Source organism: Asaia lannensis NBRC 102526 (assembly GCF_024054035.1).
In the GTDB taxonomy this organism is placed as follows: domain Bacteria; phylum Pseudomonadota; class Alphaproteobacteria; order Acetobacterales; family Acetobacteraceae; genus Asaia; species Asaia lannensis.
In genome coordinates this window covers 153,410-166,126 of the sequence record NZ_JAMXQU010000001.1, presented here as the reverse complement: position 1 = coordinate 166,126, position 12,717 = coordinate 153,410, and the positions used below count along the sequence as shown (strand labels likewise).

General features: G+C 57.8%; 9 protein-coding genes. 2 read left to right on the top strand and 7 right to left on the bottom strand.

Annotation, left to right across the window (positions count from 1 at the left end; all coding sequences use genetic code 11):
* Positions 1-96 precede the first annotated feature (96 nt).
* Together pgm and NF685_RS00675 are read left to right on the top strand one after the other, a co-directional pair.
* On the top strand, positions 97-1,743 hold the full coding sequence (gene pgm, locus NF685_RS00680; protein WP_252848202.1) for a phosphoglucomutase (alpha-D-glucose-1,6-bisphosphate-dependent): 1,647 nt from the start codon (positions 97-99) through the stop codon (positions 1,741-1,743).
* A 262-nt stretch (positions 1,744-2,005) separates the two neighbouring features.
* Entirely contained in the window at positions 2,006-3,403 is a 1,398-nt protein-coding gene (locus NF685_RS00675; RefSeq protein WP_252848201.1) for an alpha/beta hydrolase family protein, read from the top strand.
* Between the two features lie 87 nt (positions 3,404-3,490).
* Here the strand turns inward: NF685_RS00675 and NF685_RS00670 are convergent, their stop codons facing one another.
* From NF685_RS00670 to NF685_RS00640, 7 genes are all read right to left on the bottom strand, one after another.
* On the bottom strand, positions 3,491-5,797 hold the full coding sequence (locus tag NF685_RS00670; RefSeq protein WP_252848200.1) for a TonB-dependent receptor: 2,307 nt from the start codon (positions 5,795-5,797) through the stop codon (positions 3,491-3,493).
* A gap of 161 nt (positions 5,798-5,958) precedes the next feature.
* A complete protein-coding gene (locus NF685_RS00665) occupies positions 5,959-6,543 on the bottom strand; it encodes a cytochrome b (RefSeq protein WP_222546394.1) in 585 nt (194 codons plus the stop codon).
* A 4-nt stretch (positions 6,544-6,547) separates the two neighbouring features.
* A complete protein-coding gene (locus NF685_RS00660) occupies positions 6,548-7,033 on the bottom strand; it encodes a pseudoazurin (RefSeq protein ID WP_252848199.1) in 486 nt (161 codons plus the stop codon).
* 81 nt (positions 7,034-7,114) lie between these two features.
* Positions 7,115-9,310, bottom strand: coding sequence for a catalase/peroxidase HPI (katG, locus tag NF685_RS00655; RefSeq protein ID WP_252848467.1), 2,196 nt, complete (start codon positions 9,308-9,310; stop codon positions 7,115-7,117).
* 536 nt (positions 9,311-9,846) lie between these two features.
* Complete coding sequence (locus NF685_RS00650) at positions 9,847-10,266, bottom strand: hypothetical protein (RefSeq protein WP_252848198.1); 420 nt, start codon at positions 10,264-10,266, stop codon at positions 9,847-9,849.
* Positions 10,267-10,559: 293 nt separating this feature from the next.
* Positions 10,560-11,612, bottom strand: coding sequence for a hydroxymethylbilane synthase (gene hemC, locus NF685_RS00645; RefSeq protein WP_252848197.1), 1,053 nt, complete (start codon positions 11,610-11,612; stop codon positions 10,560-10,562).
* A 253-nt stretch (positions 11,613-11,865) separates the two neighbouring features.
* Positions 11,866-12,594 carry a GntR family transcriptional regulator gene (locus tag NF685_RS00640; RefSeq protein WP_252848196.1) on the bottom strand — a complete coding sequence of 243 codons (729 nt, stop codon included), beginning with the start codon at positions 12,592-12,594 and terminating at the stop codon, positions 11,866-11,868.
* Positions 12,595-12,717 lie beyond the last annotated feature (123 nt).

Sequence of the window (12,717 nt, the reverse complement as noted above, 5' to 3'; positions counted from 1 at the left end):
CCTATGCGTGTGTTCCGCCGCATTGACTCAGTGCCATTGGGCAGTGTCACCTCAAAAGGTTGAAAACCGCCCGCAAGATCAAGGACCCGAATACCCATGACTGCTGTCAGCCCTCTCGCCGGCAAGACGCTGGACCCCTCCGCCCTCGCCGATATTCCGGCGCTTATCGGGGCTTACTACAACCGCAAGCCTGATCCGGCCATTGCCGCGCAGCGCGTGTCGTTCGGCACATCGGGTCATCGTGGGTCATCGCTTCATACCAGTTTCAACGAGAACCATATTCTCGCCATTGCCGAAGCGATCTGCCGCTATCGCAAGGAGAAGGGCATTACGGGGCCGCTTTTCATCGGCATCGACTCTCATGCCCTTTCCGACCCTGCGCAGCGTTCTGCCATCGAGGTCTTTGCCGCGCACGGTGTGGAAGTCCGCATCGACTGCAACAGCCGCTTTACCCCCACGCCTGTCGTCTCGCATGCCATTCTGACGTACAACCAGGGACGCACCGAAGGTCTGGCCGATGGCGTGGTCATCACGCCCTCGCATAATCCGCCCATCGATGGTGGCTTCAAGTACAATCCTCCCCATGGTGGCCCTGCCGACACCGACATCACCAAGGTGATCCAGGATCAGGCCAATGCCTTCCTGACCGCAGGGCTCAAGGATGTGAACCGCCTGCCCTATGAGGAGGCCCGCAAGGCCGATTGTGTGCGCGGCCATGATTTCATCACGCCTTATGTGGATGATCTGGGTTCCGTGATCGACATGGAGGCCATCCGCAATTCCACCATCCGTATCGGCATCGACCCGCTGGGTGGGGCGGCACTGGATTACTGGCCGGCCATCATCAAGCGCTATGACCTCAAGGCCACGATCGTCAGTTCGGAACTCGATCCGACCTTCGGCTTCATGACGGCTGACTGGGATGGGCAGATCCGCATGGACTGCTCATCCCCCTACGCAATGGCCCGTCTGATCGGCATGGGCTCACAGTTCGATGTGGCGTTTGCGACCGACACGGACGCCGATCGTCATGGCATCGTCTCGCGCCCTGACGGGCTGATGAACCCGAACCATTATCTGGCCGTCGCCATCTGGTATCTGTTCAACAACCGCCCCGGCTGGAGCCAGGATGCCGGTATTGGCAAGACGCTGGTCAGCTCGGCTCTGATCGACCGCGTGGCCACCAAGATCGGCCGCAAGGTGGTCGAGGTTCCGGTCGGTTTCAAATGGTTTGTGGACGGGCTCTATAACGGCACGCTCGGTTTCGGTGGTGAGGAGAGCGCCGGTGCGTCGTTCCTTCGTCGCGATGGCAGCGTCTGGTCTACCGACAAGGACGGGCTCATTCTCGGGCTGCTGGCAGCCGAAATCACGGCGGTTACCGGCAAGACGCCGTCCGAGCATTACAAGGCTCTGACGGCAGAGCTGGGTGCGCCGTTCTATCAGCGCATCGATGCCGCAGCGAACGCCGCCCAGAAGGCCATTCTTTCGAAGCTGACGCCAGAACAGCTGCCCGTGACTCATCTGGCCGGTGACGAGGTTCTGGCCAAACTGACGCGCGCCCCCGGTAACGATGCGCCGATCGGCGGTCTCAAGGTCACGACAGAAAATGGCTGGTTCGCTGCCCGCCCCTCCGGCACGGAGGATGTCTACAAGATCTATGCAGAGAGCTTCGTCAGCGAGGATCACCTGAAGCAGATCCAGAAAGACGCCCAGAGTGCCATCTCGGCCCTGTTCGACGCCTGAAGTCTTTTCCCTCCCCGGTCATGCTCCTCTGACCGGGGAGGACTCAGCTCGTTCGATATCAGGCATCAAGTGCTGACTCTGTACACCTCTGCCCCTGCCCTCGCTTCCTGTCCCGCTGTCACGATGGCTTTGTCTTCATAACCCCGTGACGCACCTCAGCCCCGTCGTAAAACGCGTTACATCGAGCCACGCTCGCTCCATGATGTGACCTGTACCGGCGGGCTTCGCCATTGGCCGGGTCTGGACACGGAGTATGCAGGTCATGGTGCTGGCAAGACTTCTTCTAACGCTCTGCGGCATGGGCACAGCCCTTGCGGCGGCCCCTACGCCAACTGGCGACTGGCAGGGCATTCTTGCCTTACCCCAGGGACAGTCCCTCCCGCTTGTGCTGCACCTCTCGTCGCGGGCTGGTGCTCCACAGGGCGAATGGTCCGCCACACTCGATAGCCCCGCGCAGTCTGCTTTTGGTCTGCCCGTTCAACGTACCACGCTGAAAGGGCAAACACTCACTCTTGAGCTGCCCGCACTTTTCGCCCGCTATGTTGGCACCCTGAGCGAACAGGGCAATGTTCTTGCGGGGACATGGTCACAGGGGTCATCCTCCTTTCCCCTGCGCATGACCAGAGCAACCGTTATGACGATGGCTCCTGTGCGTGCGACACCGGCGCGGCCCCAGACACCGCACCCCCCTTTCCCCTATCGCAGCGAAGACGTCGCTTTCGATAATCCTTCCGGCCCGTCCCATCTCGCCGGCACACTGACCGTGCCCGAAGGCAAAGGGCCTTTCCCGGCCGTCATTCTGATCACCGGGTCTGGATTGCAGGACCGTGACGAGACGATCGCAGGACACAGGCCTTTCCTGCTATGGGCCGACACGCTCACACGACGGGGCATTGCCGTCCTGCGTCTGGACGACAGGCAGAGGGGCAGATCGACCGGTCCTGTTGCTCAAGCCACTACCGCTGATTTTGCCACTGATATCGAGGCTGCATTACGCTTCATGCGCCAGCGTCAGGATATCGATCCGAAACGGATCGGATTGATGGGCCATAGCGAAGGTGGTGTCATTGCTGCGATGATTGCAGCCCATGACAGACAGATCAGCTTTATTGTGCTGCTCGAAGCCCCTGCGGTACCGGGACGCCAGACCATGCTGGCGCAAAGACACTGGAGCGCTGCCAGACAGCATGTTCCCGAAACCGTGTCTCATCAGAGCGACCTATTGGTTGAGACGGTGCTCAATGCCATGACACCGCAGCAATCCCAGAAGGCAGCCGAGCAGGCCGCGAGTGCTGCATGGAATCGCCTCAACAGAACACAATCCGGCCTGCCGGACAGTCTGCACGGCCTGACCTTGCCCGCCATACGCTTTTACGACCGCTACGATCCGGCTTCGGTCCTGTCGAAGGTAGACTGTCCTGTTCTGGCGACTATGGGGAGCAAGGACCGGCAGGTGCCGCCCGAACTCAACCTGCCCGCTCTGAAAAGGGCTCTGGCACATAACAGCCAGGCACGCATTATCGAATTGCCGGATCTGAACCATCTGCTTCAGAAAGCCGGGTCGGGCGATCCGGGCGAATATGCCCTGATTGAGAACGATATCGACCCGAGCGCTCTTAAGGCTGTGACCGACTGGATAGAGGCGCATGACCATAGGTGACTCAGATACCGTGCAGCGTGAAGCAGATGGGGCACCGACACCACCCCGCTACGATTTATCTGCCTAATAGGGTCAGTTGGATGATGATCAGTTGTAGTTGCCCGACAGACTGACCACTGCTGCAAAACCCGAACCGATATCGTAGGTCGGCTGCGAGCCTGTCAGCGCCCCGCCATACACACCACGTTGCGAGGCGGCAGCCGCAGTGTAGCCATAGATGCCGGACAGATAATGCTGGTCCGATATATTGATCAGATTCAGCATGATTTTAGGCGAGACATGCCCGAATTTCGGCAAGGTGCGACCCAGTGAAATATCGGCCGTCATGTAGGACGGGATGCTCTGATCGTTCATCAACGTGGCATATTGCGCATCCGAATAGCGCAGGTTGAAGGTCCCGAAATTGGTCCCGTCGTCATAACTCAGCCCCATCGTCGCAAGGAATCTGGGGGCGCCGGGTTCCTGCTTGCCTTTGGTGGGCAGATAATCCCCCTGATAGGCGATATTATTGCTAATACGCGTCATCATGTACTGGCCCGACGCGTAGGCGCTCAGATGGTGCCAGGGATGAGTCGCAAGTTCGAGCTGCACGCCATTGGCTTCCTGGCCGCCAGCATCGATCACCTGCGCCACGATATTGGTCGATCCAGGCTGATAGGTTGCACTCGTGATCTGATGATGAGTCATATTGTAGTGAAAATAGGCGATATTCGCCATCATCGCGCCGCTGTAACGGTAACCGATTTCCTCGCCGATCATGTATTCCGGCTCATAGGGATCGAGCGGCGTGGAAGTGGGCTGTCCATTCAGATGGCTGTACATCGAAACCTGTGAGTTCAGGCTGCTCGGCATACGATAACCTGTCGTTCCATTGACATAGATCTGACTGGCATTATCGAACCGGTAGCTCGCCAGAAATTGCGGGGCCGGTATGAACGCATTGCGCACGGATTTATAGGGCGTGGCACCGGGCAGATCCATGGTGTACTGCCGGTTGAACATGGCCGTTTTGAGCCCTGCCTCAAGCACAAGACGATCGTTCAGGAGGCTCACCTTGTCATTGATCGCCAGTGTGTTGGCCTGTTGCAGGGCGTTCTCAGGGTCCTCATTGATCGGCATACCGCCAAACGCGGTGAGATAGCCGGTTGAGCGCGTCCACTGCCCCTGGGCATTGATCGGATAATAGCGCTGGTTCGAGGATTCATTCGCGTAGGAATACCAGTAGGAAACGCTCAGCGTATTGAAGGAGCGCTTCCAGCTTCCCACCAGATTCAGCCCCGATGACAGGGTAAACCAGGGCTGATGTACGGCCGTTCTGAGCGACGCACTCGACGGCGCGTAGCCATCGAGGTGATCGTAGCGCTGTGTGCCGATATAGCCGCCCGAAACCGGTACATTGGCGCCCCAGAAATAGGGGCCGTTGAATTCGACCCCATAGGCTGTGGCATCGAGCGACAGCCCATGATCGAAGCCGAAATGGTTCTTGAGCGCGCCAAAAACCGTACCGGTATTGCGCTTGTTGATTTCATAAAAGCCCGGCGAGCTCGGATCTTTCGTGGTATTGTATCCCACACCATAAGTGCGCCATTGGCCGAGGGTCGGGTAAAGCCATGCCGTCTGATCGGACTTGGTGTAGCCGAATATTGCTTCGGAATCGCTATGGGTATTCCAGCTTTTGGTCAGGGCGGCATCCACGTGCCAGCGGCTGACCGATCCGGGTCCGCGCCAGAGATTGCCGCTCGAATAGGACCCGGAAGCAAAGCCATAAACCCCGCTATGACCGATCTCACCGGTGTCGTAACGAACGAATTCCTTGTTCAGGCTATGTGTCCCGCCAGATGCCTGTACGAACAGGTTCTGATGGGTGGCAGGCTTGCGTAATGTCATCGAGAGTTGCGCCCCGACCGCGTTGTAGACGGGAGCGTTGACGTCTGCCGAACCCTGCATGACCGAAATCGATCCCATGTTTTCGGTATCGACCATCGATGGCGTGTAAACACTGTAGGTAAACGGATTGGCGGCCGGTATGCCCTCATAGGTCACCCCGATTTCCGTCCGGTCCAGACCGCGTATGTGGAAGGATTCGAAAGACGCTGTCAGCGGCCCCTGACTCGACCCGACCACCCCCGGCAGATTGGCAATCAGACCCGTTGGCGTGGACATGGGCGACTGTTTTTCGATGTAATCGGCAGTCAGTGTGCTGATTGTTTTTGGCGTGAGGTGTTTGACCATCATTCCACCACCGCCTTCACGATGACGGCCAGAAACTTTCACCTGCTCCTCCTGCGAGGCCATGACTGCGCGAGGCGCAGTTTTTTTTCTATGTGAATCAGCCTGCGCATGGGGGCTACCGCACATGATCAGCGCCGCAGCGAACAGAAACGAACGTTTCATCGTGCCATCCAGAAATCAGAAAGGATGGTTCTGGATATAAAAAAACAGATATGAGAAATATCCGTTTATAAAAATTTCACCGTATCACTCCATAAATATTCACCATTTACAACAAAATGTCATTTTACAAATACAAATAGATCCAGCGCACGAAGATACCATCAGGAAAGAAGCATACGCCTTAAGACACCATCATGCCTGACAAGCGCGTGGTAGACCGCCGCTGCACTATGAAGAACGATGAGCCCGGCAAAACTCCAGACGATTATGTGGTGCAGTGAGCGAAACAGGGCTTCGTGATTGTCGGTCGGCGCAATTGGCAACAGGGGCCAATCGAACCACCCGAAAAACGAGAGGGGAATTTCCAGGGTCGAGGCAGAAGCGAGTGCCCAGCCAGAAAGCGGTGCAAGCACCTGCAAACCATATAAAAGTCCATGCACCCCATGGGCGAGACGCATTTCGAAAGCGTTTCCGACAACAGGAAAAGCCGGTGGGCGATGAGTGAAACGCCAGCCAATACGCATCATCACCAGAAGCAGGATCAGAACACCCAGCGCGCGATGGATCTGGAAAACAGTGAAAGCAAGTGCGTCGGGCAACCCTGCCCGGTCCATGGCAAAACCGAGCCCGATCTGGGCGATCAGCACAAGGGCGAGGCACCAGTGCAGCACGATTGCCACTGATGTATAACGCCCTTGTCCCGTGACCAGGGGCGATCCCACATTTTTATTGGAGCTGACGGGCATCGGCTCAGCCGTGGTCGAGCGTTTCGAAAAGCTGTTTGAACCGTATGCCAGCCGCACCGGGCTGCGACACAGCCTTCGCTGCCTGCTCATTGACAGGCTTGTCGACTACCACAAGTCCCACCATTCCCATCCAGTAATGAGGCAGGCACTTATACCCGTACAGACCTGGCTTGCTGAACGTGACGCTCAGATCGTGCCCCATGGGACCACTGAACGGCGCTGCGCCTTCAGGCTCCATACCGGCAATGGACTGCACATTATGGCCGGGGTCTGCCGCCACGAAATGCACCGTATCGCCTGCATGAACATGCACGATTGCAGGATCGAAGCCACGACCGCCGGATGGTGCGTGGCTGAGCATTCTGACCTCGACAGTCGCCGCCTCGGCATGGACTGCCAGACAGGGCGCAACAACGCCCATCACCCCTAAAGACAGGGCTGAGACGATCGGACGCATGCGTATCGCTAAAGCGGGAAATATTGGAATCATGACATCGGTCTCCCTGATATCGGAGGTGTAAAATCACGGACCTGCCTGTCGCGGGGAGCAGACAGGCCCGTTACGCGCGCCTCAGTTGCGACGCAGATCGAACCGGTCGAGCGTCATGACCTTGGTCCATGCATTGGCAAAATCATGAACGAATTTCGCCTTGGCATCGTCAGAGGCATAAACCTCGACCACGGCACGCAGCTCGGCATTTGCGCCGAAAATCAGATCGACAGCAGAGGCCGTCCAGCGCTGCTGGTTCGTTTCGCGATCAAACCCGTCATACACGCCCGGCTGAGACGATTTTTCCCAACGTGTCGACATGTCGAGCAGATTGACGAAGAAGTCATTGCTCAACGTACCCGGACGGGCGGTCAGCACACCCTGTGCAGAATGTGCCGTGTTGACATCCAGCACACGCAGGCCGCCCAGCAGAACTGTCATTTCCGGGATCGTCAGATCCAGATTGCTGGCACGATCGACAAGCATCTGCGTGGGTGATTTCTGGTCCGGCTCGGTGCGGTAGTAATTGCGGAATGCATCCGCACTCAGGTCCAGAAGGGCAAAACTCTGCTTGTCCGTCTGTTCCGGACCGGCATCCACACGTCCCGGCGCGAAGGGCAGATCGAGCGTCGTACCCGCCTTTCTGGCCGCCTGCTCGACACCTACATTACCCGCCAGCACGATCACATCGGCCAGCGAGACCTTGCGTCCATGATGATTGGCACTGTTGAAGCGCTGCTGCACGGCTTCGAGCTTCGGGAGCACAGTGCGCAGTTCGGCCGGATCGTTCACAGCCCAGTCATTCTCGGGAGCAAGACGGATACGGGCCCCATTCGCACCACCACGATGATCGGAGTCACGGAACGATGCCGCAGAAGCCCAGGCCGTCTTGATCATCTCACGTTCGGTCAGGCCTGAAGCGGCAATCGCCTTCTTGAGGTCGCGGATATCGGCCGCATTGATCATGGCGCCCTGAGCCGCGGGAAGCGGGTCCTGCCACAGGAAATCGGCTGCAGGAACCTCGTTACCGAAATAACGCGATTTCGGCCCCATATCGCGATGGGTCAGCTTGAACCAGGCATGAGCGAAGGCATCGGCAAACTGCTCGGGATGAGCGGCCCAGCGCGTGATAATGGCGCGATAGGACGGATCGGTACGCAGCGCGATATCGGTCGTGAACATCATGAGCGGATGCAGCTTGTTCGGGTCGCTGGCATCGGGCACGATATTTTCCGCGTCCTTGGGGATCCACTGTGTGGCACCGGCCGGGCTCTTGGTCTGCACCCATTCGTGACCCAGAAGATTATCCAGATATTGCGAAGTGAAATGGATCGGATCGGCCGACCATGCCCCTTCGAGCCCACTGGTGATGGCATCGGTTGCCTTCAGCTTGCCCTGCACGCAGTGATTGGCCCAGCCAAGCCCCTGCTGTTCGACAGGTGCCGCTGCAGGCGCCGGTCCCACGCATTTGGCGGGAGAGGCCGCACCATGCGCCTTGCCGAAGGTGTGGCCGCCAGCGATCAGTGCCACAGTCTCTTCATCATTCATGGCCATGCGACCGAAAGCCAGACGGATCATTCTGGCCGAGGCAGCCGGGTCAGGCACGCCATTCGGGCCTTCGGGGTTCACATAGATCAGCCCCTTTGTGGTCGAAGCCAGCGGTTTGGGCAGATGGCCGCCCGGCTCGAGGCTCGACTTCTTGATCTGTGAGTCGACGTTCGAGCTCATGAACTGGGTGCCGGGGCCCCAATAGACCAGCTCGCTTTCCCAGTCATCGGCGCGTCCACCGGCAAAACCGATGGTCTTGAATCCCATGGATTCCAGCGCGACATTGCCGGTCAGCACCATCAGATCGCCCCATGAAAGGTCGCGACCATATTTCTTCTTCACTGGCCAGAGCAGGCGACGCGCCTTGTCGAGGCTGGCATTATCGGGCCAGCTGTTCAGCTGCTCGAAACGCTGCTCACCGCCTTCCTCACCGCCACGACCGTCCATGGCGCGATAGGTGCCTGCTGCGTGCCAGGCCATGCGCACGAAAAACGGTGCATAGGTGCCGTAATCGGCAGGCCACCAGGGCTGGGACTGCGTCAGGGTCTTGCGGATATCCGCCTTGACGGCATCCAGATCGAGCTTGCGGAAATCATGTGTGTAATTGAAATCCGGTCCGTAGGGATTTGATTCGACCCCATGCAGACGCAAAGGTGCAAGGCTCAGCCTTGTCGGCCAGTAAAACTCATTGGGGTTTTCGATGCCGTCTGCATGAGCAGCGTGGGGCATTGTCGTCAGGGTCGTGGTTGCGATCAGCGCCGCCATACCGAATTTCAACAACTTCATTACAGGACTCCGCAATAGAGGAAATAACCAGATATTTCTATTGGTTAAGACTGCTGGTCCTGTCCTATTGATCCTTCCCTTATCTATCCAACCGTTTGTATTTATATCTCTGACAGGCAGAGCCACACTCACGCCCCGCCCCTGACAGATACCGGATCACATCGACAGAAAATCCGGGCGTAAAGCGTGTAGCCAGTCTTTCCGCTTACCTGCGATACGGAATTCTGAGAATGTCGTTACGGTCGAGGTCCCGTTCGAGCCAGCTCGCACCAACCGCTGGAACAATGTTCGGCTGCTCAGTCGTCGAAGAAATGTCTCTTTCTGAGGTCGCGCAAAGCGCTCTTTTTCAACTGCGCTGCCCAGAGCATAATGCTGGTACGACGCGTACCGGATCCGTCGCGACAGATCCGGTCAATCGTTTGCGCCCGACAGGCGCAAACGCTCGGCATTACGGCATCCGGCCAGACCGGAACTCCGCATCAATTACCGGCAGACTTGTCTTTTGTCTTATCCGCGCTCCATTCGGCGGCGTCGTGCGCTTTCTTTTTTGTCCAGTCAGCCGCATCGTGCGCAGCATCTTTTGTGTCGTGAGCAACGTCTTTTGCTCCATTCCGCGTCTTGTCCCAACCTTTCGTGCCTTCTTTTCTGGTCCAGTTGGCAGCCCGGTCCGTTCCCTTCTTCGTAGCGTCCCAGCCCTTCACGCTCTCGTCTTTCGTCCATCGTGCTGCATCAGATGTATCCTGACGCACTTTGGACCAGGATTGACGAACCGAGCGGCACAAATCGGTTTCGCAGGGCTTGTCACCCGCGTTTTCAGCATGGGCAGCGGGAATTTGGGCTAGCCCGGCCACAAGAACGAGGGCAGCGGAAAGATATGAACGGTACAACATGAAAAACATCCCAAATGGAGTCAGGGCATAAACTGCCAGTCACAGTAACGCCTTGTACAGATAACAGCCAAGTATCCTGCTCCTTGGAAATATCTTAATTATTCGACATTTGAGTTTTTCATCCAGCACCAGTTCGGGAACATCAGGTTTCCATGCCAGAACGTCGGATCCTCACTGCACCGTATAAGTGTCTGCAACAAGACAGGAGCTGCCATACTCCAGTAATGCCGTTTTCGTTTGTGGTCTCCACAGGTTCAGCTTGTGAGAACACAGACAATTCCAGACCTTACTACCTGCCGGGACTACCAGCCGGGCTGGCCGATCAGACGTTCGAATATGGCCAAAGGCGTGTCGCGTTTGAGCATCCGGGCTAGCTCGCCCCCCATGCGAGCACCCTCTGCTGGGGCACCGGCAAGGGAACGACGTAAAACAAACGCACCGTCTTCACTGGCAATCAGGCCGTGCAGAACCAGCTGCCCGTTATCGATACGCGCAAACCCACCGATGGGTGTCCGACACGAACCATCGAGCCCTTCGAGCAGGGCGCGTTCGGCCGTAGCGGCAAAACGGCTCGATTTGTCTTCGATAGCGGGCATCAGGGAAAGCAGATGGGCGTCACGACGACGCAGGGTAATGCCCACAATCCCCTGTCCACAGGCTGGGAGCATCTCCTCTGGCTCGAAAATGACATCCGCCCTCGCGCCCAATCCGAGGCGGTTAAGCCCTGCCAGCGCGAGGAAAGTCGCATCGCAGGCCCCCGCATCCAGCTTGGCAAGGCGCGTCTGGACATTGCCCCTGATCAGGCAGAAACGCAGGTCGGGACGACGCGCCAGAAGCTGGGCCTGACGACGCACCGAGGCACAGCCGATCAGGGCACCATAAGGCAACGCATCGAGCGGATCGCTCCCGATACCCACCCTGTCCCGGTCACGCAGAACCAGCGCGTCACGTGGATCTTCACGAGTCAGGGTGCACCCGAGCACCAGGTCGTCAGGCAGGAACGTTTCAAGGTCCTTGAGACTGTGAACGGCAAAATCGATATCGCCCGCGCGAAGTGCCTGGTGAATTTCTTTCGAAAAAAGCCCCTTGCCACCGATCTCGGCCAGACGCCTGACCTGATCGCGATCGCCTCTGGTCGATATTTCCTGCTCACGCAGCGTGCCGAAGAGCTCGAGAAACGGAAATGCCTCGCCAAGGCGCGCCATAAAGCTGCGTGTCTGGACCAGAGCCAGAGGCGACGCCCGTGTGCCTACGCGCAGATCCCGCCCGAAAACAGGGTGGCCAAGCACATCGGATGACAGATCTGCCGCAAAATGCGGGGTGAGCATCGGGGAGCGAGCGGGCGATATTGTCATGCGCAGGGGCATAACCTGCCCATGGATCATGGTGTAACTGATTATTCCGCGATCAGTGACCGGTTCTGCTTCTAACCATTCATTGTGCTGCAGGGATTGTTCAGGGTGACTTCATTAACAGACCTCGGAACGCCCTTATCCGGCCCCTCGATGGCAGAGGCGTTTCGTCAGGTTCGCAAACGCGAACAAGCTCAACCGGTCAGCACGATGTAAGAGCCCGCCATTGAGAGGCGGAGTTTCATTATTGCCCCGTTTATTCTCCGATTTCGGAAAAAGCGTCATGCAGCCTGTCATGGCGATTGCTCCTTGCCCGGTTACGCAGAGCCTTTTCAAGATGGATCAGATGATCGCGCGTAATACGCAACGCTTCGTCGCGATCACCTCGTTCCATGGCTGCAATCAGGGCTGCATGATCGTGGCAGGAATGCTGGGCGTCTTCATCGGACTGGTAGAGTGCTGCAATCAGCACGGTACGCGCTGTCAGGTTTTCCAGAATCGTTGCGATAACGGAATTCCCGAGCACGTTGGCGATATGCACATGAAAATGGCCGAGCAGATATGAACGACGGGCCAGATCCTGCCCGGCAAGAGCCTCTTCCTGTGCGAAGAGATGGCTACGCAAACGGGCAATCGCTTCCGGTCCGACCGAATCATGGTCGAGTATAAGCCCGGACTCGACAGCACGACGCGCCTCGATCACTTCCCGCGCTTCGGCCACGCTCGGCTCGATCACGAACCAGCCACGACGCGGCGTCACATCGACCAGCCCGCGTGAGCTGAGCCTGATCATGGCTTCACGCACCATTGTGCGCGATACGCCAAAAATCTCACCCACCTCTTTCTCGCCAAAGCGCTCGCCGGGCGCGATGCGTCCGGAAAGAACGGCACGGATGATTTTCTCCTCGATCACGAGGCCACTCGCGCGTTCGGGTTCGCTTCTCTCGTCCAGAGGGGTACCGGAGGACCTGTATTCGTAGGGCATGATGAATCTATGCCCGTCTCCTCGACCTTCGGCAAGCACCGCCCGAACGGGAAGAAACCCGAAAGACACAGCCAAACGGCATCGTAACGAATCTTTCATTCCGATATTGAATTGATGCGAGTT